This window comes from Streptomyces sp. NPDC046887 (assembly GCF_040644755.1).
Taxonomy (GTDB): Bacteria; Actinomycetota; Actinomycetes; order Streptomycetales; family Streptomycetaceae; genus Streptomyces; species Streptomyces lichenis.
The window spans coordinates 41,898-65,417 of sequence record NZ_JBEYXH010000024.1 but is presented as its reverse complement, the minus strand read 5'-3'; the positions used below and the strand labels follow the sequence as shown (position 1 = coordinate 65,417).

Genomic DNA, 23,520 nt, shown 5'->3' with positions numbered 1-23,520 from the left:
CTGCCGCCGGACCGGGCCCGCCGCCCGACTTCGGGGGTCCCCATGACCGTACCCTCAGCGACCGCCCTGCCCGGCCGACGGCCGTGGCACCGCGCGACTCCCCTCCGCCCCCTCCACCTTCTGCTGCTGGTGCTGGCGCTGCTGCTCGCGGGGGTGGCCGGTGCGCCGCCCGCGCGGCCGGCGGCGGCCTGGGCGAGGGTCGCGGACGGGGTGGAGTACCGCTGGCTGGATCTGGCGTCGCCGCGCGGGACCGCGCGGGCGCATCTGCTGTCGGTGGAACTGGACCGGGACGGGGCGTCGCTGGGGCTGCTGTACCCGGGAAGGGTGGCGGCCCGCTCGGCGCTGTCCTCGCTGGCCGACGGGGCGGCGGCGGTGGGCGGGGTGAACGGTGACTTCTTCCATCTGACGGAGAGCCAGCATCCCGGCGTACCGGCGACCGGTGCGCCGGTCGGGCCGGCGGTGGCCGAGGGGCGGGCGCTGAAGGCGGCGGTGCCCACGGCGCAGCGCTACGGTCCGGCGCTGCCGCGCGGGGGCAACGCCCGCCAGGTGTGGGGTGTGGGGACGGACGGCACGGCCCGGCTCGGGGAACTGGTGCTGGAGGGCGCGGTGTCCTCGGCGGCGGGCGAGTGGCCGCTCGGCGGGTTGAACCAGTACGCGCTGCCGCAGGGTTCGGTGGGGCTGTTCACCGCCGACTGGGGGTCGGCGTCCCGGGCGCGGGCGGTCTGCGGCTCCGACACCCGGCGGGACGCGCCCTGTGTGGAGGAGGCGTATGAGGTGACGGTGCGCGCCGGGCGGGTGGTGTCGGTGGCCGGGGCTCCGGGCAGCGGGCCGATCGCCGCGGGCACCTCGGTGCTGGTGGGGCGGGAGGCGGGGGCGGCCCGGTTGCGGCGGCTGGCGGTCGGGGACCGGGTGACGGTGCGGTACGGGCTGGTCACGGCGGATGGCGGGGCGCCGTTCCGGTTCGCGGTGGGCGGCTTCGCGGTGCTGCGCGGCGGGGCGCCGGTGGCCGGGCTGGACGGGGCGGTGGCGGCGGTGCGCACCGCGGCGGGGATCGGGGAGTCGGGGCGACGGGTGTGGCTGCTGGCGCTGGACGGCTCCCCGGAGTTCCGCCAGGGGCTGACGCTCGCGGAGCTGGCGCGGGTGGCGGAGCGGTTGGGTGCCAGCGAGGCGGTGAACCTGGACGGCGGGGGTTCGTCGACGCTGGTGGCCCGTCAGTCCGGTGCGGGGGGAGTCCGGGTGCTGAACCATCCGAGCGGCGGCGCCCAGCGTCCGGTGCCGAACGGGGTCGGGGTCTTCGCCACCGGCTGAGCGGGCCGCGCTCAGGGCTTGAAGCCGCTGACCACGTCGGCGGTGGCGGCGACGCCGTTGTAGATGGTGGGGGCGAGGCTGGTGCTCGCCAGGAAGAACCCGAGCAGTCCGCAGACCAGGGCGTGGGAGAGCTTCAGCCCGCCGCTGCGCAGATAGACCACCGCCAGGATCAGCAGCAGCACCACCACGGAAATGGATACGGCCATGTGTCGCCTCCTCGGCCCGCCGCACGGAGTGTGCGTTGCGGCATTCGGCGGCCAGTCTGGCGGAGGCCGTTCGCCGCCCGGGGGTACGGCATGTCGGCCGAACGGGTATTACCGGGCCGCGGACCGTTACGCCCGGGCGGTTGTGAGGCGGTCGTACGGTGGTCAGGTGCCCGGCTCGGCGCAGCCGGCCCACTCCACGGTGCGGTCGCACCAGCGTTCCAGCAGGACCCGGTCGTGGCCGACGGCGAGCAGCCCGGCGCCGTGTTCGGCGCGGTACTCCTCGACGGCGGCGACCAGGGCGGCGGTGGTGGAGGCGTCGAGCATCGCGGTCATCTCGTCGCAGACCAGCCAGCGGGGGCGCAGCACCAGGGCCCGGGCCAGGCAGGCGCGTTGCAGCTGGCCGTCGCTGACCTCGTGCGGGCGGCGGGTGAGCAGGTCGTCGGTGAGGCCGGTGGCGGTGGCGAGTTCGGCGACCCGGTCGGGGACCTCGGAGCGGCGGCCGGTGGCGCGCAGTGGTTCGGCGATCAGGTCGTGCAGGGTGAGCCGGGGGTCGGCGGAGAGCCGGGGCTGCTGGAAGACCACGCCGATGGCGGTGCGCAGCCGGCGCGGGGCGCGGTGGCGCCAGCCGCGCACCGGCTCGCCGTCCACGGTGACCCGGCCGGCGTCGGGGCGGTGCAGCAGGGCGGCGACCCGGGCGAGGGTGGACTTGCCGCAGCCGCTGGGGCCGAGCAGGCCGACGGACTCACCGGGGGCGAGGGTGAGGGAGGCGGCCCGGAAGACGGGGGCGCGGCGGTCGTAGCCGGCGGTGACGGCGTCGAGTTCAAGCACGGGCCGGCTCCTCGGCGTGGTGGCAGGCGACGCCGTCGGCGACGTCGGGTGCGGTGGCGCAGCGGTCGGTGGCGCGGGGGCAGCGGGGGGCGAAGGCGCAGCCGGTGGGGAGGTCGCCGAGCTCCGGGGGGAGTCCGGGGATGGGGCGGAAGTCCCGTTCGGGCAGGGCGGCGAGCAGTCCTCGGGCGTAGGGGTGGCGGGGGCCGGGTGCGCCGAAGAAGGCGGTGGCGTCGGTGAGTTCGACGATCCGGCCGGCGTACATCACGGCCACCCGGTCGGCGATCCGCTCGGCGGCGGCCAGATCGTGGGTGATCATCAGCAGGGCGCGGCCGTCGTCGGTGTGGCGGCGCAGCTCGTCGGCGGTGCGGTGGACCAGGTCCCGGTCGAGTCCGGTGGTGGGTTCGTCGGCGAGCAGCAGGGGGGCGTCGCCGACCAGGGCGAGCGCGGTGGCGGCGCGTTGGGCGAGGCCGCCGGAGAGCTCGTGCGGGTAGCGGTCGAGCAGTGCGGCGGGGAAGGCGGCGCGATCGGCGGCGTCGGTCACGGCAGCGGGGAGGGCGCTCCTGGGGGTGCGGTTCAGCTCCCGCAGGGTCTCGGCGAGTTGGGCGCGGATGGTGCGTACGGGGGTGAGGTGGGCGGCCGGGGACTGCGGGATGAGGCCGATGCGCCGGCCGCGTATGGTGCGGGCGAGGGTGCGTTCGGAGGCGGTGAGCAGGTCGATGGCACCGCTGTCGCCGGTCCCGCCGATCACGGCGCTGCCTGCGGTCTGGGCGTTGCCGGGGAGCAGCCCGAGCAGGGCGGAGGCGAGGACGGACTTGCCGCAGCCGCTCTCGCCGACCAGGGCCAGGCACTCCCCCGCCGCCAGGTCGAAGCTCGCGCCGGTGACGGCGGCGATATGGCGGCCGCCGCGCATCCGGAAGCGGACGGACAGCTCGCGCACGCCGAGGACGGGGGTCGCGTGGTCCCGCGTCATGGTGTCCGGAGCCGGGGCGCCGGGCTTCATGGCATCCGGTTTCACAGCATCAGCTCCGATCGGCGGCGCGGGTTGATCCGCTCCCGCCAGGCGCCGGCCAGTCCCGCGATGGCGAGGGTGGGGACGATCAGGAAGAGGCCGGGGAAGAGGGTGGGCCACCAGTCGCCGGCCAGCAGCGAGCCGCGGGCGGTCTGCACCAGGGTGCCCAGGCTGGCCTGGTGGGTGGGCAGGCCGAGGCCGAGGAAGGAGAGGGCGGACTCGTGCCACATGGCGTGCGGCACCATCAGCACGGCGGCCAGCCCGGCCTGCGGCAGCACGGCGGGCAGCAGATGGCGGGTGGTGACCCGCCATCGGGAGGCTCCGCCGGAGATGGCCGCGTCCACGAAGGGCCGGGAGCGCAGCGAGAGCACCTCGGAGCGGACGATCCGGGCGGTGGAGAGCCAGTGGGTGAGGGCGACGGAGACGATCACCGGCCAGACCCCGGGGCGGAACATGGCCACGATGAAGATGCCGAGCAGCAGGTGCGGCACCGAGGAGAAGGTGTCGACCAGCCGCATCACGATCCGGTCGGTCCAGCCGCCGAAGGCCGCGGCGGCGGCGCCCACGGCGGTGCCGATGACGGTGGCGACCAGGGCGGCGACCAGGCCGACGAGGAGGGAGACGCGCAGCCCGTAGACGCAGCGCAGCAGCAGATCGCGCCCGACGTCGTCGGTGCCGAAGGGGTGCGCGAGGGACGGCGGCTGGAGTTTGAGGGCAAGGTCGATGGCCTGTTCGTCGAGCTGGACGATCGGCGGCACGATCAGCACGGCGAGCACGGTGGCGGCCGTGATGAGGGCGGAGGCGGTGACCCGTACGGCGCGGGTGGAGCGGCGGGTGCGGCCGTGCGAGCGCCACTGCCGGAAGACATCGGTCTTCGTCGTCAGGTCAGCCATCGAAGCCCACCCTCGGGTCGGCGAGTCCGTACAGCAGGTCGGAGAGGAGGTTGCCGAGCAGCACCGCGGCGGTGGCGAGCACGGTGAGCGCGGCGAGCAGCGGGAAGTCGACGGAGACGGCGGCCTGCACGGTGGCGGCGGCGATGCCGGGCCAGCTGAAGACGGTCTCCACCAGCAGGGCTCCGGTGATCAGTTCGGGGACGCGGGAGCCGATCAGGGTGAGCATCGGCAGCATCCCCGAGCGCAGGGCGTGGCCGAGCAGCACGGTGGGTTCGGCCAGGCCCCGGGCGCGGGCGCCGCGCACGGCGTCCTCCTCCAGCGCGTCGGCGACGCCCTGGCGTACGTAGAGGAAGAACCAGGGCAACTGGGAAACGCCCAGGACCAGGGCGGGCAACACCAGGTGCCTCACGACCTGGTCGAAGGAAACGGTGTCGCTTCCGGTGTCGGTGAGGCCGCCGGCCGGCAGGGCGCCGAGCTTGAGGGCGAAGAACCAGATGGCGAGCAGCCCGAGCCAGAAGGCGGGGGCGGCTTCCAGGGTGTACGCGGCGGAGCTGGTGATCCGGTCCAGCCAGCCACCGGGGCGCCGGGCGGCGAGGACGCCGAGGGCGGTGCCGAGCAGCACGGCGACGGCGAAGGCGGTCGCGGCGAGCAGGGTGGACCAGCCGAGGCGTTCGGCGATGACGTCGGCGACGGGCTGGCGCATCACGCTGGAGTCGCCGAGGTCGCCGGTGGCCGCGGAGGTGAGCCAGTGCCACCAGCGGGGGACGAGCGGCTGGTCGACGCCGAGGTTGGCGCGCAGCTGGTCGAGGTTCTCCTGGGTGGCGGTGAGTCCGGCGGTGCCGGCGTAGGCCTTGACGGGGTCGAACGGGGAGGCGGCGGCGACGGCGAAGACGCCGAAGGTGACGAGGAGCAGGACGGGGACGGCGAACAGGGCCCGCCGTCCCGCCATCCTGGCCATCGCCCCGAGCGGGACGCGGCGGCTCACTTCCCGGCGCCCTTGGGGGTCCAGTCCTCCACGTTCCACCAGGGGCCGGAGGCGAGGCCGTGGTCGTGCGGCTCGACCTGGGTGGACAGGCCCTTCCAGCGGTCGTCCACCACGTACACGTGGTCGATGTGGGTGAGGAAGGTGTAGCCGGGGTTCTTGACCAGTTCGCGCTGGACGGTGTCGTAGGCGGCCTTGCGCTTGGCCTGGTCGTCGGTGGTGCGGCCCTGCTCCAGGGCCTTGTCGACGGCCGGGTTGTCGTACCAGGCCATGTTGTTGAAGCCGTCGCCGCCGAGGCTGGACTTCAGCAGCAGGTACTGGTCGAAGTCGGGGTCGCCGGGCGAGCCGCCGCCGGCCAGGACGGCGTCGGTCTTCATCCGGGGCTGGATGACCTCCCAGGTGCCGGCCTGGGTCTTGACGTCGATGCCGGCCTTCTTGGCGTCGGAGGCGTAGGCGAGGGCGTGGTCCTGGCGGAGCTTGTCGCCGGAGAGGTACCACAGCGGGAAGGAGGCGCGTACGCCGTTCTTGACCCGGATGCCGTCGGGGCCGGGCTTCCAGCCGGCCGCGTCCAGGGTCTTCTCGGCGGCGGCCAGGTCGTGGCGGCGCTCGGTGCCCTTCGTGAACCACTCGCTGTCGGTGGGGACGGGGCCGTAGGCGGGCTTGCCGGCGCCTTCGAGGATCTTGTCGACCATGGTCTGGCGGTCCACGGCGGTGTCCAGGGCGCGGCGGATGCCGGTGTCCCCGGTGACCTTGTGGTGGGTGGGCAGGGTCACCAGCCGGTAGTCGTAGCTGGTGGCCTCGTAGGTCTTGCGGCCGCTCTCGCCCTGGAAGCCCTTGGCCAGGTTGGGCGGCAGGATGGCGCCGTCGAGGTCGCCGGAGCGCAGCCGGGTGGCGCGCACGTCGTCGTCCTTGATGATCGCCATGGTGAACTTCTTGACCTTGGGCGCGCCGCCCCAGTACTTCTCGTTGGCCGTGAAGCTCAGCTTCTCGCCCTTGGACCACTTGGTGAGGACATAGGGGCCGGTGCCGACGGGCTTGGTGGTGAACGGGCCGGTGTTGACGTCCTGCCCGGCGGCGATGTGCTCGGGGGCGATACCGAGCACGGTGCGCTCGGCGAAGGCCGCGTAGGGGTACTTCAGGGTGAAGACCACGGTGTCGTCTCCGGTGGCCTTGACGTCCTTGAGGGCGTCCAGGTCGCCCTTGGAGGCGCTGTTGGTCTTCGGGTCCAGGATGGTGCGGTAGGTGTAGACGACGTCCTTCGCGGTGAACGGCTTGCCGTCGCTGAAGGTGACGCCCTTGCGGAGCCTGTACGTGTAGGTGAGGCCGTCGGCGCTCACCTTCGGCAACTCGGCGGCGAGCGCGGGCTGGAGCTTCATCCCACCGTCGAAGGCGAGCAGCCCGTCGAAGATCTTGGAGTTGCCGTCCTTGCCGTAGCCGAGGAGCGGGCTGAGGGAGTCGGGCTCGTAGGCGATACCGACGACCGCGCTGTCCTTGGCGGCACCGCCCTTGCCGTCCGCCCCGGAGCCGGGGGTGGAGCAGGCCGCCGCCGTGAGGGCCAGGGCCCCGGCGAGTGCGGCCGCGGCGGTGCCGCGTATGGATCGGGCGGCGGTCATGGATCTCCACACCCCTCTGTCGGGACTCGGCTGTCGGCGCAGGCACAGGCACGGGCGATGCGCTGTTGCGAATGCTTGGCAATTAAACAGCATGGAGAAAAGGGTGGATCCCCCCTGCGGTCCTTACCTGGTCGCTGGGGTGGAGGGCGGCGCCCCCGCGCACCAAGCGGAGGGGCCGATGAGTACGGGAACTCATGGGCCCGCGGACGCCGGGCGGCAGTATTCCGCGGCATGACGGGATTCCGCGGCATGACGAGGGACAGAGCGTGGCTGACGGCCCTCCACCTGCTGCTGGTGTGGGCGGCCATGACGTGCGCGGCGCCCGCGCTCGGCTTCTCGGTGATGATGGCGGGCTGGGACGGTGGGTCGAGGGCGGCGCTGGTGGCCGCCGCGGTGGGCGTGCCGCTCACGGTGGGCCTGCTGGTCGCGGCGGGCACACCGGCACCGGGCGTGGTGCCGCTGTGCGCCACGGTGCACGGCCGGTTCGGGTGGGCGGTGGCGGTCTTCGTGCTCGGCACACTCGGTGTCCTGGCCGGGCTGGCCGCCTACCTGGCGCATGTCGACCTGGGCAGCGCCGGCACCCGGTTCGCCCTGGCCGGGGTGCCGTACGCGGTCGCGGCCGCGCTCTTCGTACCGGACCGATGGGTGCGGCTGGGGGCGGTGGCCGTGATGGCGGCCGCCGTGCTCTACGCGGGCTTCACCGCCCCGTAGCAGCGCGGAGGCCGCCGCCGAGTCAGCGGGGCGCGGGCAGGTCGGCCAGGCGGGCGAGCGTGTCCTTGTGGCGGCCGGGTGAGCCCAGGGCCGTCTGGTCGGCCTTGGCGCGCTTGAGATACAGGTGGGCCGGGTGCTCCCAGGTCATGCCGAGGCCGCCGTGCAGCTGGACGCACTCCTCGGCGGCGTGCACGGCCGTCCGGGAGCAGTGGACCTGGGCGACGGCGGTGAGCAGCGGGGCGTCCGGGCTGCCGGTGGCGAGCGCGTCGGCGGCGGCGCGGGCGGCGGCCCGGGCTCCGGCGATCTCCAGCCAGAGCTGGGCCATCCGGTGCTTGAGGGCCTGGAAGGAGCCGATGGGCCGGTTGAACTGGTGGCGGGTGGCGGTGTGCCGGACGGTCTGCTCCAGGCACCATTCGGCGAGCCCGAGCTGCTCGGAGGCGAGCAGGGCGGCCCCGGCCAGCAGTCCGCGCTGCCAGGCGGCGCGCCCGGTCTCGGCGTCGGCGACCTTGGTGCCCGCACCCTCGGGCAGGTCCACGGCGGCCAGCGGTCGGGTGAGGTCCAGGGCGGTGAGCGGGGTGCGGGCGGCGTCGGCGGCCTCGGCCGCGTACAGCCCGTCGGGGCGGAGTGCCAGCAGGACGTCGGCCAGGGCCGCGTCCGCGACCGCGGTGACCGGGCCGGGCGGGGGCGCAGGGTCGCCGGGGGCGGTGGAGAGCGGGGTGAGGAGTACGGCGGTCCGCTCCCCCGCCGCGAGTTCGGCGAGCAGCCCCTCCGCGGCGGGGCCGGCGGCGAGCAGGGTCTCGGTGGCGATGACGGAGCTGGTGAGATACGGCAGCGGGGCGACGGCGCGACCCAGCTCCTCGCAGACCACGGCGGCCTCCCGGTGGCTCGCGCCCTGGCCGCCGAGCTTCTCGGGGACGAGCAGTCCGGCGGCGCCGATGGAGGCGGCCAGGGCGCGCCACAGCTCCGGGTCATGACCGCCGGCCCGCTCGACCCGGGCGGGCAGGGCGGCCGGGTCGGCGCGGTCGGCGAGCAGGGACCGTACGGCGGAGCGCAGGTCCTCCTCGTCGCGGCTGTAGAGGAGGTCGGGATCCGGGTCGGCGGACGGGTCCGGGGCGGTCGTCGGCTTCGGGTCGGTCATCGCGCGAGGTCCTTCCACGGGACGTCCTTGTCGGTGCGGGGTTCGGCGGGCAGGCCGAGGACGCGTTCGGCGACGATGTTGAGCAGCACCTCGCTGGTGCCTCCCTCGATGGAGTTGCCCTTGGCGCGCAGATAGCGGTAGCCGGCGTCGCGGCCGGTGAAGTCGACGTACTCGGGGCGGCGCAGGGTCCAGTCCTCGTACAGCAGACCCTCGTCGCCGAGGAGTTCCGTCTCCAGGGCGCTGATCTGCTGGTTGAGGCGGGCGAAGACCAGTTTGGCGCCGCTGCCCTCGGGGCCGGGTGCTCCGGCGGCGAGCTGCTGGCGGAGCCGTTCACCGGTGAGCCGGGCCACCTCGGCGTCCACCCAGAGGTCCAGCAGCCGCTGGTGGAGTTCGGCGGTGCGCAGCTCGGGGCGCTCCCGCCAGGTGGCGGCCGCCTTGGCGATCATGCCGCCCTCGCGGGGCTGCCGGCCGCCGCCGATGGAGACGCGTTCGTTCATCAGGGTGGCCTGGGCGACCCGCCAGCCCTCGCCGACCGCGCCGAGCCGGTGGGCGTCGGGGATGCGGACGCCGTCCAGGAAGACCTCGTTGAACTCGGCCTCGCCGGTGATCTGGCGCAGCGGCCGGACCTCCACGCCCGGGTCGGTCATATCGCAGAGGAAGTAGGTCAGGCCGCGGTGCTTGGGGGCGTCGGGATCGGTACGGGCGACCAGGATGGCCCAGCGGGCGAGATGGGCGCTGGAGGTCCACACCTTCTGGCCGGTGACGGTCCAGGAGTCCCCCTCGCGGACCGCCCGGGTGGCGAGGGCGGCCAGGTCGGAGCCGGCGCCGGGCTCGCTGAACAGCTGGCACCACACCTCCTCGCCGGTCCACAGCGGCCGCAGGAAGCGGTGTTTCTGCTCCTCGGTGCCGTAGGCGAGGATGGTCGGCGCGGCCATGCCGAGGCCGATGCCGATCCGGCGCGGGTCGTTGTCGGGGGCGCCCGCGGCGGCCAGTTCGGCGTCCACCACGGGCTGGAGGGCGCGGGGCGCGTCCAGTCCGCCGAGTCCGGCCGGGTAGTGCACCCAGGCGAGGCCGGCGTCGAAGCGGGCGCGTAGGAAGTCGGCCGGGGCGGTGGTGGCCGGCGGATGGGCGGCCAGCAGCTCCCGCGTACGGTCGCGGAGTTCACCTGCTGTGGTGCTCATGCGGCGACCCCCTCGGGGAGGACGACCAGCCGGCCGGTGGTGGTGCCCTCGGCGACCCGGCGTACGGCGTCGGCGGCCTGGGCGAACAGGACGCGTTCGCTGATCAGCGGCTTGATCAGCCCCTTGGCGGCGTACCCGGTGAGCGTGGAGTGGCAGTGCCGGACGGCGGCCGGGTCGTGCTGGTTGTACAGACCCCAGTGCAGCCCGAGGATCGCGTAGTTCTTCACCAGGGCGTGGTTGAGCGCGGGCGCCGGGATGTCGCCGCTGGCGAAGCCGACGACCACGATCCGGCCCTCGAAGGCCACGCACTTGGCGGACTGGGTGTAGGCGGCGCCGCCCACCGGGTCGTACACCACATCGGCGCCGCGTCCGCCGGTGGCCTCCTTCACCGCGGCGACCACGTCCTCGGAGCGCCGGTCGATGACCAGGTCGCAGCCGTTGCGGCGGGCGGCCTCGGCCTTCTCCGGGCCGCCGGCCACGCCGATGACCATGGCCCCGGCGGCCTTGCCGAGCTGCACGGCGGCGCTGCCGACGCCCCCGGCCGCGGCGTGCACCAGCAGGGTCTCGCCCTCCTTCAGGGCGGCCCGCCGGTGCAGGGCGAACCAGCCGGTCTGGTAGCCGATGTGCAGGGCGGCCGCCTCGGCGTCGTCCAGCGCCTCGGGCGCGGGCAGCAGGGCGGCCTCCTCGGCGAGCACGTACTCGGCGAGTCCGCCGTGCGGCAGGACCGGGGTGGCGATGACCCGGCGGCCCTCGGCGGTCTCGGCGCACACCTCCACGCCGGGGGTGAACGGCAGCGGCGGGCGGATCTGATACTGCCCTCGGCACAGCAGCGCGTCGGGGAAGTTGACGTTCGCGGCCTTCACCCGCAGCAGGACCTGGCCCGGCCCCGGCTCGGGACGCTCCACCTCCTCCCGCCGCATCACCTCGGCCGGTTCGCCGTTGCGGTGTACTCGCCATGCCTGCATCCGGGGCCTCCGTGGGACGGGTCAACCGTTCTCGGTCGCATACTAAGCGGTCGCTTGGTCGAGGGGAAGCGACTCCGGAGTCGGCACCGGGGCCCGTGGCGGCACACCGCGGCGGGTTTGAGACACTGTGGCCGATCATCCAGGCCGCGCGGGCCAGGAAACCGGTGCGAACCCGGTACGGTCCCGCCACTGTGAACGGCCCCCGCTCCTCGGGGGCCGTGAGTCAGACACTGCCGCGCCGCCTGCCCAGCTTCGACTCAGGGGACGAGGACATCCCCGGAGAGGCGACATACGGCCATGGCCCGATCCCGCGCCGCGCTGCGCGCACTCACCACCGCAGCCCTGCTGCTTCCGCTGGCCGCCTGCGGCGGGAAGGACGGCGACGACGGCGCCGCCCCCGCCGAGAAGGCCGCCGGCTTCCCGTACACCGTCACCAACTGCGGGGTGAAGACCACCTTCGACGCACCGCCCCAGCGGGCCGTGGCCCTCAACCAGCACGCCACCGAACTGCTCCTCGCCCTCGGGCTCAAGGAGAAGATGACCGGCTCCGCCTATCTGGACGACGCGGTGCTGCCCGCGTACAAGAAGGACTACGACCAGGTGAAGGTGCTGGCCAAGGAGTACCCCTCCAAGGAGGTACTGCTCGGCGCCAACCCGGACTTCGTCTACGGCGGTTACGACAGCGCCTTCGACAAGGCCCAGGGCCGCGACCGGGCCGGGCTGGAGAAGTCCGGCATCAGGACCCGGCTGAACACCGAGTCCTGCGCCGACCGCCCGGTGGGGATGGCCCAGCTGCGGACCGAGATCACCGAACTGGCCCGCACCTTCGGCGTCCCCGAGCGCGGCGCGAAGCTGATCGCGGACGAGGAGAAGCAGGTCGGGGCGGTGCGCACCCGGCTGGCGGAGACCAAGCCGCTGAAGGTGTTCGTCTACGACTCCGGCGAGGCCAGCGCCTTCACCGCGGGCGGCCAGGGCATCGGCAACGAGCTGATCTCGCTGGCGGGCGGGAAAAACGTGTTCGCCGATGTGAAGAAGTCCTTCGCCGATGTGTCCTGGGAGCAGGTCGTCGAGCGCAAGCCCGAGGTGGTCGTCATCTACGACTACGGCGGCACCACCGTGGAGCAGAAGAAGCAGCAGCTGCTGAAGGACCCGGCGCTCAAGGACGTACCGGCGGTGAAGAACAAGCGGTTCGCCGTGCTGCCGCTCTCCTCCGCGGTGCTCGGTGTGCGGGTCGGCGAGGCGGCGGACGCGCTCGCCCGCCAGCTCCACCCCGACGCCCGGTGACCGCCCCGGCGACCGCGGCCAAGGCAGGCCGGGCGCCCGCCCGTTCGGCCGCCCGGCTGCCGCTGACCCTGTCGGTGCTGACACTGGCCCTGCTCGCCGCGGCCGTCGCCGGGCTGGCGCTGGGCCCGGTGCGCATCCCGCCCGGTGAGGTGCTGGACATCGTGGTGCGCGGGGAGCGGCTGGGCGCGTACGCCTCGATCGTCTGGGACGTGCGGATGCCCCGGGTGCTGCTCGCCGTGCTGGTCGGCGCGGGGCTGGCGCTCACCGGCACGGTGCTCCAGGCGCTGGTGCGCAACCCGCTGGCCGACCCCTTCCTGATGGGGGCCTCCTCGGGGGCCTCCGCCGGTGCGGTGCTGGTCATCGTGCTGGGGATCGGGGCGGGGGCGCTGGGCGCCGTGGCGCTGCCCGCGGCCGCGTTCGCCGGTTCGATGGCGGCGCTGGTCACGGTGTACGCGCTGGCCCGCCGCGGCGGGTCGATGACCACCGGGCGGCTGGTGCTGGCCGGGGTGGCGGTGCAGTACATCCTCCAGGCGCTCACCAGCCTGGTGCTGGTGGTGGCCGCCGAGGCCGAGCACCTCCGCCAGGTGATGTTCTGGACCCTGGGCGGCCTGGGCGGGGCGCGCTGGGACGAACTGGCGGTGCCCGCGCTGGTGCTGACCGCCGGGACGGCCGTACTGCTGGCGCTCGCCCGGCCGCTGGACCTGCTGCTGGCCGGCGAGGAGGGCGCGCACACCCTGGGGCTGGACCCGGGGCGCTTCCGCGCCTGGGCGTTCGTGCTGGTGTCGCTGGTGGTCGGGGTACTGGTGGCGTACAGCGGGGCGATCGGCTTCGTGGGCCTGATGGTGCCGCACGCGGCCCGGATGGCCGTCGGCGCGGCGCACCGGCGGCTGCTGCCGGTGGCGGCGCTGGGCGGGGCGGTGTTCCTGCTGCTGGCCGATCTGGTGGCGCGGACCGCCGCGGCGCCCGAGGAGATCCCGGTGGGGGTGGTGACCGCGCTGGTCGGCGGGCCGTTCTTCCTGTGGCTGCTGCGCCGGTCCCGTCGGACGGAGGAGATCGCATGACGGCGGTATCCGCCGGGGAGCGGGCCGGGGCGGCCGCGCTGACCGCCACCGGGGTGCGGTACGCGATCGGCGGGCGCACCATCCTGGACGGGGTGGATGTCTCCGCCGCGCCGGGCGAGACGGTGGGGCTGGTCGGGCCCAACGGCAGCGGCAAGACCACCTTTCTGCGCTGTGTGTACGGGACGGTCCGGCCGTCCGCGGGCCGGGTGGAGCTGGACGGGGTGGACGCGGCCGGGCTGACGGTGCGGCAGCGGGCCCGCCGGATCGCGGTGGTCGCCCAGGACGCGGGGGTCGCGGCCGGGCTGACCGTGCGGGAAGTGACGGCCATGGGCCGCGGCCCGCACAAGCGGTTCTGGGAGCAGGACGGGCCGGACGACCTGCGCCGGGTGGAGCGGGCGCTCACCGAGGTGGACGCCGGGCACCTGGCCGACCGGGCGTTCACCGAGCTGTCCGGCGGGGAGCGGCAGCGGGTGCTGATCGCCCGGGCGCTGGTGCAGGACCCGGGGCTGCTGGCGCTGGACGAGCCGACCAACCATCTGGACGTACGCCACCAGTTGGAGATCCTGTCGCTGGTACGCCGGCTGGGCACCACCAACGTCCTGGTGCTGCACGACCTCAATCTGGCCGCGGCCTACTGCGACCGGCTCCATGTGCTGGACGGCGGCCGGGTGGTGGCGAGCGGCACCCCGGCGGAGGTGGTGACGGCCGAGCTGCTGGCCGAGGTGTACGGGGTCCCGGCCCGGGTGGAGCCGCATCCGGTGACCGGCGCCCCGCATGTGCTCTACCTGCCGCTGCCGTGACGGGCTTCCCGACGGGCGGGGAGTGGACGCCGGTGGAGCGGGGGCCGCGCTGGCGGGTGGCGGTCGGCGCCCCGCCCGCCGCCGAGGCGGACGCCTGGCTGGCCGCCGACCGGCTCGCGGACCCGGACGGCCCCGAGCTGGGCGTGCTGCTGGCGGCGGAGCGGAACAGCAGCGGGCACCGCACCGAGCACGCGGCCGCGCTGACCCTGATGGCGGTGTACGCGGGCTGGGTCACCGCCGCCGCGGTGCTGCACTGGGCGCTCACCGACGAGGTCCCGGATCTGCGGGCCGGAAATGTGCTGGTGCGGCCCGGGACGCATGGGATCGCCGGGGTGCGGGTGCGCCGGGCGCGGCTGTTGGTGCCGGAGGGCGGTGAGGAGTCGGTGGCGCTGCTGCATCGGGTGGTGCTGGAGGGGCATCTGCTGCCGGTGGCCGAGGCTCTGCACCGGCGCACCCGGGCCGGGCGGCGTCAGCTGCGGGGCGGGGTGGCGCACGGCTGCGCCACCGCGCTCTGCGCCTTCGACGGGCCGGTGGAGCTGCTGGAGGAGCGCTGGCGGCTGCTGGTGCGGGACGCGCCGGGCGGGGTGGCGGCGCTCGGGGAGACGGCCCGGGTGCGCGGGGTGCGGGACGGGCGGGAGCGGCTGGTGTATCTGCGCCGGACCTGCTGCCTCTTCTACACCAGCGCCGAGGCGGTGCGCTGTGCCAGCTGCTGTCTGACCGATCGGTCGGAGCGGCTGCGGGCCTACGCGGCGGCGCGGTGAGGGCGGTTCGGGCCCCGCCGCGCCGCCGTCATGACGGCTATCGCGGGAAGAGCTCGAAGGCGACCGCGGGCCGGCCGCCGAAGCGGGGCGCGAGGGCCTGGGCGGTGGAGGTGAGGAAGGAGCGGGCGTACTCCTCGGGGTCCTGGTCGGTCAGACCCTCGATATAGGCGCGGTGTTCGAGCAGGGAGGCCACCGCCCGGTCGAGTCCCGGTCCGGCGTCCACGGCGTGGGTGGGCCGGTCCGAGCCGGCCACCGCGACCCAGCGGACCCCGTCCCATGGTTCCAGGCCCTGGGCGGCGAGTTCGGTGAAGATCCAGCGGTTGCCCGCGTCCCCGGCGGCGTCCAGGGTGGCCCGGCCGACGGCGACATGGTCGGGGGTGTTCCAGACGGTGCCGCCCCAGGTGTCCCGGTGGTTGAGGGTGACGACCAGCTCGGGGCGGTGGCGGCGGATGGCGGCGGCGATGTCCCGGCGCAGCCCGATCCCGTACTCGATCACCCCGTCCCGGTGGTCCAGGAAGTCGACGGTGGAGACGCCCACGGCGGCGGCGCTGGCCCGCTGCTCGCGCTCGCGCAGCGGACCGCATTCGTCCGGGCCGAGTCCGTCGATACCGGCCTCGCCGCGGGTGGCCAGGACATAGGAGACCTCGCGGCCCCCGTCGGTCCAGCCGGCGACCGCGGCGGCGCAGCCGTACTCCAGGTCGTCGGGGTGGGCCACCACCGCCAGCGCCCTGGTCCAGTCCTCCGGCATCGGCTCCAGCGGCGCGGCCCCGCTCTTCTCCTGATCATCCATGGCCGCAGGATACGACCCGGTCCGGTGCCCCGTCCCGGCCTCGGTTTCCGGTAGGGGCTCCCCGGTCGGTCGCGGAGCGTATGCGGGGCGGGCCGGGGGCTCCTAGCGTGGTGCCATGATCCGGTTCGAGCAGGTCGGCAAGGTCTACCCGGACGGCACCACGGCCGTCGACGACCTCTCCTTCGAGGTGGCGGAGGGCGAGCTGGTGACCCTGGTCGGCCCCTCGGGGTGCGGCAAGACCACCACCATGATGATGGTGAACCGGCTGATCGAGCCCACCTCGGGGCGGATCCTGGTGGACGGCTCGGATGTGGCGGCCACCGACCCGGTGAAGCTCCGCCGGCGGATCGGCTATGTCATCCAACAGACCGGGCTGTTCCCGCACCGCACCGTGCTGGACAACACCGCGACCGTGCCGGTGCTGCTCGGCTGGCGGAAGGCCAAGGCCCGGAAGCGGGCGGCCGAGCTGCTGGAGCTGGTGGGGCTGGACCCGGAGGTGTATGGCGCGCGCTATCCGGCGCAGCTCTCCGGCGGCCAGCGGCAGCGGGTGGGGGTGGCCCGGGCGCTGGCGGCCGATCCGCCGGTGCTACTGATGGACGAGCCGTTCGGCGCGGTGGACCCGGTGGTGCGGGAGCGGTTGCAGAGCGAGTTCCTGCGGCTCCAGGCGACGGTGCGCAAGACGGTGCTGCTGGTCACCCATGACATCGAGGAGGCGGTGCGGATGGGCGACCGGATGGCGGTGTACGGGCAGGGGCGGATCGAGCAGTTCGACACCCCGGGCGCCGTGCTGGGCGCCCCGGCCACCCCCGCGGTCGCCCGGTTCGTGGGGGCGGACCGGGGGTTGAAGCGGCTGTCGGTGACCGCGATCGAGCCGGACGACCTGGAGGAGCCGCCGGTGGCCCGGCTGGGTGAGCCGGCGGCGGACGCCTCGGCGCGGCTGCGCGCGGAGGGCGCCCGCTGGGCGGTGGTGCTGGGTGAGGCCGGGGACCTGCACGGCTGGGTGTCCGCCGACGATCTGGCCCGGGCCGGCGACGCGGGCGCGGTCGGTGACCTGGCCCGGCGGATGGAGGCGTGGGTGCCGGTGGGGGCGCCGCTGAAGCGGGCGTTCGGGGAGATGCTCCAGCATGACGCGGGATGGGTGGCGGTGCTGGACGGGGCGCGTTTCCTCGGGGTGCTGACCCCGTCGAAGCTCCATGAGGCGCTGCGCCGTTCGGTGGACGCGGACGCCCGGGGGGTGGGGCGCGGGGAGGTGTCCTTCGACTCGGTGGCGGACGCCTGAGTCGCCGGTGCGCTAGCGCAGCAGCCCCTTGGAGCGGAGGAAGTCCTCCGCCACGTCCTCGGGCAGCCGGCGCCAGCTGTCCACCCGCTCGTTGAGGTCCGCCAGGTCGGCGGTGGTGAGCACCGGGCCGAGCGGGGCCAGCGCCCGGGCGACGCGCGGGGAGCCGGCCCGGGCCCGGTTGGCCACCGGCACGATGTAGTCGGCGTTCTGCAGCCGCTTGTCGTCAGCGAGCAGGACCAGGCCGAAGTCGTCCAGGGTGGCGTCGGTGGTGGTGGTCAGCACCATCTGGTCCTGGCCGCGCTGCACGGCCTGCTTGGCCTGGGTGGTGCCGACGCCTTTGGGATCGATGCCGGTGATGTCGATGCCGTACACCTTCCGCAGCCCGGGGGCGCAGTAGGGCCGGGAGACGCACTCGTCACCGGCTGCCAGCCGTACCGGCAGCTTGGCGCGGCCCAGGTCGCTGAGGGTGCGCAGCCGGTGCGCGCGGGCGTAGCCGGCGGTGACCGCGAAGGCGTTCTGGTCGACGGCGAGGCCGGGCGCGAGGACGGTGAGGCCGCGGGGCGCGGCGAGGTCGCGCAGCTCCTTCATGGTGGCGGCCAGGTCGGGTGAGCCGACCGGTGGGGCGTCGGGGCCGTTGGCCTTGGCGTTGAGCCAGTCGGCGAAGGTGGCGGCGTACTCGGGGACGAGGTCGATCCGGCCGGACTCCAGCGCCGGTTCGTAGATCTCCCGGTTGGTGACGGAGAGGATCCTGGTGCGGTAGCCGGCCTGGTCGAGCAGAAGCGCGTACATCCGGGCCAGCAGGTCGCTCTCGGTGAACCCGGCCGAGCCGATGGTCAGTTCCCGGCTGTCGCCCGGTGGTCCGGTGACCTCGCCCTGGTTCTCCAGGGACGGTCCGATGGCGCAGCCGGTCAGCAGCAGTACGGGCAGGACGGCGGCGGAACGCAGGGCGCGCCGGACGCGGCGGCCGGTCATTCCGCGCGCCCGGGGCCGGGCGGCGCTCGGCGTACGGCGGGTCACCCGGCGGCAGCCGGGCCGCGCGGCCTTCGGCGTACGGCGGGTCATCCGGTACGCCCGGGGCCGGCCGATCGGAGGGCCGGGCGCAGGGCCAGGACGAAGACCGCCTCCACCAGCAGGGCGAGGACCGCGACCAGTACCGCCCCGGCGACGACCTGCGGGGTGGAGGCCAGGTTGAAGCCTGCGGTGATGATCCGGCCGAGCCCGCCGCCGCCGGCCAGCGCGGCCACGGTCGCGGTGGCCACCAGTTGGACGGCGGCGATCCGCACCCCGGTGAGGATCAGCGGCAGGGCCAACGGGAGTTCCACCCGGCTGAGCAGCTGCCATCCCGTCATGCCCATGCCCCGGCCAGCCCGGACCACATCGCGGTCCACCCCGCGCATGGCGGTGTAGGCGTTGGTGAGCACCGGGGGGATGGCGAACAGCACCAGCGCGATGACGGTGGGCCAGCTGCCCCAGGTGCCGATCGGGCTGAGCAGCAGGAGGACCAGGACGGCGAAGGTGGGGACGGCCCGTCCGGCGTTGGAGAGGTTGACCGCGAGCGCCCCGCCGCGCCCGAGGTGGCCGAGGACCAGGGCGACGGGCAGCGCGAGGGCGCAGGCGATGGCCAGGCAGACCCCGGTGAGGTAGAGGTGTTCGAGGAGACGGCTGGCAACCCCGTCCGGGCCGGACCAGTGGGCCGCGTCGGTGAGCCAGTCCCAGGAGGCGGTGAGCGTGTTCATCCGCCCGCCCTCGTCCACCTCGTCCGTCGGGTGCTCATCCGCCCGCCCTGGTCCAGGGCGTGAGCAGCCGCTGCACCAGCAGCAGCGCCAGATCGGCCGCGACGGCGATCACCACACACAGCACCGAGGCGGTGAGCACCTGGGCCTTGAAGTAGGTGTTCATCCCGGCGTAGATGAGGTTGCCCAGCCCGCCGTAGCCCACGATCGCCCCGATGGTGACCAGGGAAACGGCGGAGACGGTGGCGATCCGCACCCCGGCGACGGTGGCCGGCAAGGAGAGCGGGAGCTCCACGGTGAGCAGGGTCCGCAGCGGCCCGTAACCCAGGCCCCGGGCGGCCTGCCGGGCGTCCTCGGGCACATCCCGCAGCCCGGCCAGGATGTTGCGGACCAGCAGGGTGAGCGAGTAGAGCACCAGCCCGGCGATGACCAGCGAGGCGGAGAGCCCGTACAGCGGCAGCAGCAGCGAGAACATCGCCAGCGAGGGGATGGTGTACAGGATGGTGGTGGCGCCGAGGACGGTGCCGCCGGCCCAGTGCCAGCGGCGCGCGGCGAGCGCCAGCGGCAGGGCGAGGACGAGGGCGATCAGCACCGAGACGAAGGCCAGCCGCAGATGCTGGAGGGAGGCGTCCAGCAGGATCTCCTGGCGGGTGGACAGATAGGCGCCGCACAGCCAGTCGTTGCGCGCGAGGCAGTCGTCGGGGGGCGCGGTCACGGCTCCATTGGAGCGCGGCGGACGCGGGGGCGCGCGGGATGGGCGGCCGTCCGTGCGAACGGCCGTCCGTGGGAACGGCGGCCCCCGGCGAGCCGGCCGGCCGTTGCCGGGGAGTGCCTGCGGAATCGTTTCGGCGAGGCGGCATACTGACCGGCGGGCGCGATCACTCGCACGATGAGGAGCAGTCATGGCCGATGTGAGCGCCGCCGTACCCACCACCGGACCGGATGCCGGGAAGTCCACCTTCCGGACGGTCTTCGCGGTGGAGGGCGCGGTGGCGGAGTCGGCGCGCGAGGTCGAGGCGCGTTTCCAGCACGCGATCGCCCCGGCGACGGTGGACTTCGACTTCGGCGAGATCAGCCGGGCCGCGGCCGCCATCCCCGGCGCCGCCACGGTCAAGATCGTGCGCGGCTGGGGACTCCAGGAGACCGCCCCGGTGCAGGTGATGGTGCTGTCGCTGCGGGAGGCGGTACGGCAGTCGCTGCCCGAGGGCTCGGGCGACCCGGCGTTCTGGGAGCGGGCCGAGGCCGCGCTCACCGAGGTGTTCACCGGGCTGGCCGGGCAGCGCGGCACCCATCTGTCCTTCTACCAGGAGGAGCCCGAGCGGACGAGCTACTTCTACGATCTGCTCTTCGCCCTGCCGGACGCCGAGCGTCCGGACGCGTTGCTGGCCGTCGCCTTCTGCGTCAATGTCTCGGTGGCGCTCGACCCGGCCGGGGTACGGGCCCTGACGACCGGTGACACCGCGCGGTTCACCATCCGGCTGAACGCCCTCACGGTACGTCGGGAGCAGGCACCGGCCCTGCCCTGACGGTGCCCCGGACCGAGAGAAGCCGGGGCCACCCGTCGTCGGACGGGTGGCCCCGGCTGTCCGGGGAGGCGGGCGGGAGGGGGGCCCGGTCTCTCCGGAGGATCAGGGTCCGCGGTCGGGCGCGCCGCTCAGCGGCGGCGCAACCGGCCGAGCAGGGTACGGGCCTGGGCCCGCTTGCGGGGGTCCGCCGCGGCGCGGCGCGCGGACGCGATGGTGCGCTGCCCCTGCGGACTGCGGGCGAACTGCTTGATCCTGTTGATCACGCCGGCCATGGCAACCTCCTGGATTCCGTCTGCGGTCCGTCTACCCCGGGACCGGCCCGGGATGCCCCCGCCCGCCGTCTTCCTCCCTGCCTTCTCCCTCGCCTTCTTCCCTGCCTTCTCCCTCATCCAGCAGCCGCCGCATGGCCTCGGCCGCCCGGACGGCGGCATCCGCGCAGCAGTTGTTGAAGAGCACATGGACCCGTTCGACGCGGTCGGCCATCGCGCGCAGCCGCGGCAGCCACTCGGCGAGTTCGGCGTCGGTGTAGGTGTGGCGGTAGGCGTCCTCCTTGCCTCCGGTGCCCCAGCTCGGGCTGCGGCCGTGGAAGCGGACCACCGCGTGGCGCGCGGTGACCGGGGCGACGGGCGGCATCGAGGTGGGCAGGCCCTGGACGGTGTCCACCGCGACGGCCGCCGCGTCCAGGTCCCGCAGCAGCGCCTCCGTCTCACGGTGGTGGTCGGCCGACCACCAGTCCGGGTGCCGGAACTCCACCGAGACCGGCCACTCCGCGGCCCGCTTGCGGGCGCTCTCCAGGGCGGTGCGGGCGGCCGCGCCGGGCGGGAACCAGGGCGGGAACTGCAGGAGTACGGAGCCGATCCGGCCGGTCTCCCGCAGCGGGCGCAGTGCGGCGGCGAACCGGCGCCACACCTCGTCCAGCAGTGCGGGGTCCAGGGGAGCGGCGCCGCGTCCCCCACCCCGGCCGCGCGCCCGGGCATAGGCGGAGCGCAGATCGGGCGGGAGCGCGGCGGCCGGGGTCGGGTGCCCGGTGAGCAGCGAGAACGCCTTCACGTCGAATCGGAAGCCGGGCGGGGTGCGTTCGGTCCACCGCTCGCTGTTGCGGAGCTGCGGCAGCGCGTAGTACGAGGAGTCCACCTCCACCACCGGGAACCGCTCGGCGTAGTGGCGCAGCCGCCCCTCGGCGTCCCGGCGCCCGGGCGGGTACCAGCCGGAACGTACCAACGCGGGGTCCGTCCAGGAACACGTACCGACCGCGATCCCCGCCTCTGCCGCTGCCGCTGCCGCCGCTTCTGCCATGCGGCCGCGTCTACCCGCGACCGAGGAGCTGAGGCCACCTGCGTCCGTCCGGCGGTGGTGTGACGGAAAACCAGGTCCGGGCGGGGGTGGGGGCGCCCGGGCGGGGCATGGTCGGGTTGGTCCCGTACGAGCACACGGCGGGACGGGACGGCCGTCACGGGCGATCATGGCCGGGGGGCCGGGCACGGCCGGCGGCCGGCGATCGCCCGGACGGCACCGGGCGCCCGAGCCGTCGAACGACCTGAGGAAGCGACAGCGAGGAGTGGAACCGATGCCCAACGAGCGTGCGGGCGGGCCGACCCGGCCCGAGGATCTGGTGGACGTGGCCCGGCTGGTGACCGCGTACTACACCGTGCACCCCGACCCGGCCGATCCGGCGCAGCGGGTCGCCTTCGGCACCTCGGGGCATCGCGGCTCCTCCCTGGCGGCGGCGTTCAACGAGGACCACATCGCCGCGACCAGCCAGGCGATCTGCGAGTACCGGGGCCGGCAGGGCACCGACGGGCCGCTGTTCCTCGGCGCGGACACCCACGCGCTCTCCGAGCCGGCCCGGGCGACCGCCGTGGAGGTCTTCGCGGGCAACGGGGTGCGGGTGCTGATCGACGAGGCCGACGGCTATGTCCCCACCCCGGCCGTGTCGCACGCGATCCTGACGTACAACCGCGGCCGTTCCACCGGTCTGGCGGACGGGGTGGTGGTCACGCCCTCCCACAACCCGCCGGCCGACGGCGGCTTCAAGTACAACCCGCCCAGCGGCGGTCCGGCCGGCTCGGACGCCACCGGCTGGATCCAGGAGCGGGCCAACGAGATCATCGCGGGCGGGCTGAAGGAGGTGCGCCGGATCCCGCTGGCCCGGGCGCTGGCCGCGGAGACCACCGGGCGGTACGACTTCCTCGGCGCCTATGTCGCCGATCTGCCGTCCGTGCTGGACCTGGACGCCGTCCGGGAGGCCGGGCTGCACATCGGCGCGGACCCGCTGGGCGGGGCCTCGGTGGCGTACTGGGGCCGGATCGCCGAGCAGCACCGGCTGGACCTGACGGTGGTCAACCCGTACACCGACCCGACCTGGCGGTTCATGACGCTGGACTGGGACGCGAAGATCCGGATGGACTGCTCTTCGCCGTACGCGATGGCCTCGCTGATCGAGGGCCGGGACCGGTTCCGAATCTCGACGGGCAACGACGCGGACGCCGACCGGCACGGCATCGTCACCCCGGACGGGGGCCTGATGAACCCCAACCACTATCTGGCGGTCGCCATCGGCTATCTGTTCCGGCACCGCGAGCAGTGGCCGGCGGGCGCGGGCGTCGGCAAGACGCTGGTGTCCTCGGGGATGATCGACCGGGTGGCGGCGGACCTGGGCCGGGAGCTGGTGGAGGTGCCGGTCGGCTTCAAGTGGTTCGTGGACGGGCTGGCGGACGGGACGATCGGCTTCGGCGGTGAGGAGTCGGCCGGGGCGTCGTTCCTGCGGCGGGACGGCTCGGTGTGGACCACCGACAAGGACGGCATCCTGCTGGCGCTGCTGGCCTCGGAGATCCTGGCGGTCACCGGGCGGACGCCGAGCGAGCACTACGGGGAGCTGGCCGGGCGGTTCGGGGAGCCGGCGTACGCCCGGGTGGACGCGCCGGCCACCCGCGAGGAGAAGGCGGCGCTCGGCCGCCTCTCCCCCGCCCAGGTGACCGCCGGCACGCTGGCCGGGGAGCCGGTCACCGCCGTGCTGAGCGAGGCCCCGGGCAACGGCGCTCCGATCGGCGGCATCAAGGTCACCACCGAGAACGCCTGGTTCGCGGCCCGCCCCTCCGGTACCGAGGACGTCTACAAGGTGTACGCGGAGTCCTTCCGGGGCCCGGAGCACCTGGCCCAGGTCCAGGAGGAGGCCCGGACGGTGGTCGCGGCGGCGCTCCAGGGGTGAGGGGCCCGGCCGGGGCCGGGGGTACGTACGGTGCTCGCCGACCGCCCGGCCTTCGGCAGCCGGGCTCAGTCGTGGGTGCCGGGGGGCCGGCGGCGGTCGGCCCGGCGGGGATCCGGGGCGTTGACGGGCTCAGTCGTGGGTGCCGGGGGGCCGTCGGCCGAGGCCCGGGACCGGGGGCGTTGACGGGCTCAGTCGTGGGTGCCGGGGGGCCGTCGGCCGAGGCCCGGGACCGGGGGCGTTGACG

General features: G+C 74.6%; 24 protein-coding genes and 1 riboswitch. Of the genes, 9 read left to right on the top strand and 15 right to left on the bottom strand.

Going from position 1 to position 23,520, the window contains the following annotated elements:
* Window positions 1-42 precede the first annotated feature (42 nt).
* A complete protein-coding gene (locus ABZ945_RS21795) occupies window positions 43-1,308 on the top strand; it encodes a phosphodiester glycosidase family protein (protein WP_361271941.1) in 1,266 nt (421 codons plus the stop codon).
* 11 nt (window positions 1,309-1,319) lie between these two features.
* Here the strand turns inward: ABZ945_RS21795 and ABZ945_RS21790 are convergent, their stop codons facing one another.
* The 6 genes from ABZ945_RS21790 to ABZ945_RS21765 all read right to left on the bottom strand — a co-directional run bounded on the left by ABZ945_RS21790 (window position 1,320) and on the right by ABZ945_RS21765 (window position 6,839).
* On the bottom strand, window positions 1,320-1,514 hold the full coding sequence (locus ABZ945_RS21790; protein ID WP_248632925.1) for a hypothetical protein: 195 nt from the start codon (window positions 1,512-1,514) through the stop codon (window positions 1,320-1,322).
* 162 nt (window positions 1,515-1,676) lie between these two features.
* Window positions 1,677-2,342, bottom strand: coding sequence for an ATP-binding cassette domain-containing protein (locus ABZ945_RS21785; RefSeq protein ID WP_361271937.1), 666 nt, complete (start codon window positions 2,340-2,342; stop codon window positions 1,677-1,679).
* A complete protein-coding gene (locus ABZ945_RS21780; protein WP_361271934.1) occupies window positions 2,335-3,342 on the bottom strand; it encodes an ABC transporter ATP-binding protein in 1,008 nt (335 codons plus the stop codon). Before ABZ945_RS21780 ends, ABZ945_RS21785 begins: the two co-directional genes overlap by 8 nt.
* 11 nt (window positions 3,343-3,353) lie before the next feature.
* Window positions 3,354-4,244 (bottom strand): ABC transporter permease, encoded by an 891-nt coding sequence (locus ABZ945_RS21775; RefSeq protein ID WP_361271930.1) that lies wholly within the window; start codon window positions 4,242-4,244, stop codon window positions 3,354-3,356.
* On the bottom strand, window positions 4,237-5,202 hold the full coding sequence (locus ABZ945_RS21770; protein ID WP_361272026.1) for an ABC transporter permease: 966 nt from the start codon (window positions 5,200-5,202) through the stop codon (window positions 4,237-4,239). Before ABZ945_RS21770 ends, ABZ945_RS21775 begins: the two co-directional genes overlap by 8 nt.
* Before the next feature lie 23 nt (window positions 5,203-5,225).
* Window positions 5,226-6,839 carry an ABC transporter substrate-binding protein gene (locus ABZ945_RS21765; protein ID WP_361271927.1) on the bottom strand — a complete coding sequence of 538 codons (1,614 nt, stop codon included), beginning with the start codon at window positions 6,837-6,839 and terminating at the stop codon, window positions 5,226-5,228.
* A gap of 249 nt (window positions 6,840-7,088) precedes the next feature.
* On the opposite strand from ABZ945_RS21765, the gene ABZ945_RS21760 reads away from it, so the two are divergent.
* Window positions 7,089-7,550: a hypothetical protein gene (locus tag ABZ945_RS21760; RefSeq protein ID WP_361271924.1), complete on the top strand. Its 462-nt coding sequence runs from the start codon at window positions 7,089-7,091 to the stop codon at window positions 7,548-7,550.
* Between the two features lie 22 nt (window positions 7,551-7,572).
* Here ABZ945_RS21760 and ABZ945_RS21755 read toward each other — a convergent pair whose 3' ends face one another.
* Genes ABZ945_RS21755 through ABZ945_RS21745 form a run of 3 tightly spaced genes read right to left on the bottom strand, consistent with a single transcriptional unit; the run spans window position 7,573 to window position 10,834 of the window.
* On the bottom strand, window positions 7,573-8,688 hold the full coding sequence (locus ABZ945_RS21755) for an acyl-CoA dehydrogenase family protein (RefSeq protein ID WP_361271921.1): 1,116 nt from the start codon (window positions 8,686-8,688) through the stop codon (window positions 7,573-7,575).
* The gene (locus ABZ945_RS21750) at window positions 8,685-9,869 is read right to left on the bottom strand and encodes an acyl-CoA dehydrogenase family protein (protein ID WP_361271918.1); all 1,185 of its coding nucleotides are present in this window, start codon (window positions 9,867-9,869) and stop codon (window positions 8,685-8,687) included. Before ABZ945_RS21750 ends, ABZ945_RS21755 begins: the two co-directional genes overlap by 4 nt.
* A complete protein-coding gene (locus ABZ945_RS21745; RefSeq protein ID WP_361271915.1) occupies window positions 9,866-10,834 on the bottom strand; it encodes an NADPH:quinone oxidoreductase family protein in 969 nt (322 codons plus the stop codon). The genes ABZ945_RS21750 and ABZ945_RS21745 overlap by 4 nt, the downstream gene beginning before the upstream one ends.
* A 154-nt stretch (window positions 10,835-10,988) precedes the next feature.
* Window positions 10,989-11,067, top strand: a riboswitch (cobalamin riboswitch).
* 64 nt (window positions 11,068-11,131) lie between these two features.
* On the opposite strand from ABZ945_RS21745, the gene ABZ945_RS21740 reads away from it, so the two are divergent.
* The 4 genes from ABZ945_RS21740 to ABZ945_RS21725 are packed head-to-tail and all read left to right on the top strand — an operon-like array spanning window position 11,132 to window position 14,740.
* Entirely contained in the window at window positions 11,132-12,118 is a 987-nt protein-coding gene (locus tag ABZ945_RS21740) for an ABC transporter substrate-binding protein (RefSeq protein ID WP_361271913.1), read from the top strand.
* Window positions 12,119-12,174: 56 nt separating this feature from the next.
* Window positions 12,175-13,179 (top strand): iron ABC transporter permease, encoded by a 1,005-nt coding sequence (locus ABZ945_RS21735; RefSeq protein WP_361272023.1) that lies wholly within the window; start codon window positions 12,175-12,177, stop codon window positions 13,177-13,179.
* The gene (locus ABZ945_RS21730; RefSeq protein ID WP_361271910.1) at window positions 13,176-13,979 is read left to right on the top strand and encodes an ABC transporter ATP-binding protein; all 804 of its coding nucleotides are present in this window, start codon (window positions 13,176-13,178) and stop codon (window positions 13,977-13,979) included. Before ABZ945_RS21735 ends, ABZ945_RS21730 begins: the two co-directional genes overlap by 4 nt.
* A complete protein-coding gene (locus ABZ945_RS21725; protein ID WP_361271907.1) occupies window positions 13,976-14,740 on the top strand; it encodes a (2Fe-2S)-binding protein in 765 nt (254 codons plus the stop codon). The genes ABZ945_RS21730 and ABZ945_RS21725 overlap by 4 nt, the downstream gene beginning before the upstream one ends.
* A 37-nt stretch (window positions 14,741-14,777) precedes the next feature.
* Here the strand turns inward: ABZ945_RS21725 and ABZ945_RS21720 are convergent, their stop codons facing one another.
* Window positions 14,778-15,530 carry a PIG-L deacetylase family protein gene (locus ABZ945_RS21720; RefSeq protein WP_361271904.1) on the bottom strand — a complete coding sequence of 251 codons (753 nt, stop codon included), beginning with the start codon at window positions 15,528-15,530 and terminating at the stop codon, window positions 14,778-14,780.
* A gap of 115 nt (window positions 15,531-15,645) precedes the next feature.
* Between ABZ945_RS21720 and ABZ945_RS21715 the strand changes: the two genes are divergently transcribed.
* Window positions 15,646-16,809, top strand: coding sequence for an ATP-binding cassette domain-containing protein (locus ABZ945_RS21715; protein WP_361271901.1), 1,164 nt, complete (start codon window positions 15,646-15,648; stop codon window positions 16,807-16,809).
* 12 nt (window positions 16,810-16,821) lie between these two features.
* Here ABZ945_RS21715 and ABZ945_RS21710 read toward each other — a convergent pair whose 3' ends face one another.
* The 3 genes from ABZ945_RS21710 to ABZ945_RS21700 form a co-directional block, all read right to left on the bottom strand.
* Window positions 16,822-17,781: an ABC transporter substrate-binding protein gene (locus tag ABZ945_RS21710; RefSeq protein ID WP_361272020.1), complete on the bottom strand. Its 960-nt coding sequence runs from the start codon at window positions 17,779-17,781 to the stop codon at window positions 16,822-16,824.
* A gap of 86 nt (window positions 17,782-17,867) precedes the next feature.
* Window positions 17,868-18,545: an ABC transporter permease subunit gene (locus tag ABZ945_RS21705; RefSeq protein ID WP_361271898.1), complete on the bottom strand. Its 678-nt coding sequence runs from the start codon at window positions 18,543-18,545 to the stop codon at window positions 17,868-17,870.
* A 34-nt stretch (window positions 18,546-18,579) separates the two neighbouring features.
* On the bottom strand, window positions 18,580-19,257 hold the full coding sequence (locus tag ABZ945_RS21700; RefSeq protein ID WP_361271895.1) for an ABC transporter permease: 678 nt from the start codon (window positions 19,255-19,257) through the stop codon (window positions 18,580-18,582).
* Between the two features lie 187 nt (window positions 19,258-19,444).
* On the opposite strand from ABZ945_RS21700, the gene ABZ945_RS21695 reads away from it, so the two are divergent.
* Window positions 19,445-20,068 carry a Type-2Aa cytolytic delta-endotoxin gene (locus tag ABZ945_RS21695; RefSeq protein WP_361271892.1) on the top strand — a complete coding sequence of 208 codons (624 nt, stop codon included), beginning with the start codon at window positions 19,445-19,447 and terminating at the stop codon, window positions 20,066-20,068.
* Between the two features lie 128 nt (window positions 20,069-20,196).
* Here the strand turns inward: ABZ945_RS21695 and ABZ945_RS21690 are convergent, their stop codons facing one another.
* Together ABZ945_RS21690 and ABZ945_RS21685 are read right to left on the bottom strand one after the other, a co-directional pair.
* Window positions 20,197-20,340: a hypothetical protein gene (locus ABZ945_RS21690; RefSeq protein ID WP_361271889.1), complete on the bottom strand. Its 144-nt coding sequence runs from the start codon at window positions 20,338-20,340 to the stop codon at window positions 20,197-20,199.
* 31 nt (window positions 20,341-20,371) lie between these two features.
* Window positions 20,372-21,364: a DUF72 domain-containing protein gene (locus tag ABZ945_RS21685; RefSeq protein WP_361271886.1), complete on the bottom strand. Its 993-nt coding sequence runs from the start codon at window positions 21,362-21,364 to the stop codon at window positions 20,372-20,374.
* Window positions 21,365-21,635: 271 nt separating this feature from the next.
* Between ABZ945_RS21685 and pgm the strand changes: the two genes are divergently transcribed.
* The gene (gene pgm, locus ABZ945_RS21680; protein WP_361271883.1) at window positions 21,636-23,276 is read left to right on the top strand and encodes a phosphoglucomutase (alpha-D-glucose-1,6-bisphosphate-dependent); all 1,641 of its coding nucleotides are present in this window, start codon (window positions 21,636-21,638) and stop codon (window positions 23,274-23,276) included.
* Window positions 23,277-23,520 lie beyond the last annotated feature (244 nt).